The organism is Rhizobium sp. PRIMUS64 (assembly GCF_023006465.1).
In the GTDB taxonomy this organism is placed as follows: Bacteria; Pseudomonadota; Alphaproteobacteria; order Rhizobiales; family Rhizobiaceae; genus Rhizobium; species Rhizobium leguminosarum.
In genome coordinates this window covers 1-748 of the sequence record NZ_JALBGX010000314.1, presented here as the reverse complement: position 1 = coordinate 748, position 748 = coordinate 1, and the positions used below count along the sequence as shown (strand labels likewise).

1 pseudogene is annotated in these 748 nt (G+C 58.8%); it reads right to left on the bottom strand.

The features are described 5' to 3' along the window. Nucleotides 1-180: 180 nt before the first annotated feature. Nucleotides 181-648 (bottom strand): annotated as a pseudogene (locus MOV76_RS39305) (ISNCY family transposase); the annotation flags it as partial. Nucleotides 649-748 lie beyond the last annotated feature (100 nt).

The window sequence follows — 748 nt, the reverse complement described above, 5'->3', positions numbered from 1 at the left end:
TCTAGTTCCAGAGCTAGGCGCAGACATAGAAGCTCACAGCAGTTCATCGTGTCCGCTACCGATAGCCGACCGCTAAGCTGCTTCGCCAGATGGGGTCTGCTTGTCGCTTACAGTGTTTGCACTAGGACTTCCGATGTTCGTCTCAACCTCGCAAGACGGCCCTCACCGGCCGCTTACCGATTGCTGCTCCTGCCGCTCCTTGATATAGGCCAGAACATCGCCGAGCCGCTTGTTCTCGACGATCGCCGCATGCGTCACCCGCTGGTCCTTGTCGAACACCTTGTAGGGCAGGGAGTGTCCCTTCCACCGCACATCGAGCCGGCCGTCGGCATAGGCATAGGTCTCGACATAGCGACCAGCCAATCCGCGCGTCACGTCGCTCTCCGCCAGCATGATCCGCTTGCGCTCAAACGAAAACGTCAGCTGCGACCCGACATAGCGCTGCTCGCGTTTGCACAGGATCTCCTTCAACCGATCCGGTGCAAGATTTACCGGCCGGTGCAGGTCATCGGATCGGGCAGGGACAATCGCAAACCGCCCATTGTAGTCCACCATGAAGCCCGGCAGAAACGCATTGCCTGCCTCCATGGTGTCGATGCCTGCCAGTCGCAATTCCTTGACCAGACGATCCTGCAGCGTAAGCGACAAGCAGACCCCATCTGGCGAAGCAGCTTAGCGGTCGGCTATCGGTAGCGGACACGATGAACTGCTGTGAGCTTCTATGTCTGCGCCTAGCTCTGGAACTAGA